Here is a 252-nt window from a genome sequence, read left to right on the forward strand (position 1 = left end):
GGCCTACCTGACCGACGTCATCACCCGCATCGTCGCCGGCCATCCGCAGAGCCATATCGACGACTTGCTGCCCTGGGCCTACGCCCCGCAGCCCCTCAAAGCCGTGGCCTGAGAACGACGCTTACGACGATCGTGAAGCTGTTGGCCGATCACGTGGCGGCTATGGGACCAAGGCTTGCGTGATCGCTGACGGCGCCGGCCGCGCGATCGCCTTTCGGATCGCACCGGGGCAGGCCCATGAACTGCCCCACG

General features: G+C 67.1%; 1 protein-coding gene and 1 pseudogene. Both read left to right on the forward strand.

Annotated features, from left to right (window positions below; genetic code table 11):
- Nucleotides 1-112: transposase domain-containing protein (locus tag ACLBYB_RS33620; RefSeq protein ID WP_447701338.1), on the forward strand; the 112-nt coding region annotated here is incomplete at its 5' end.
- Nucleotides 113-125: 13 nt separating this feature from the next.
- Nucleotides 126-252 (forward strand): annotated as a pseudogene (locus ACLBYB_RS33625) (IS5 family transposase); the annotation flags it as partial.

Source organism: Methylobacterium sp. D54C (assembly GCF_053345595.1).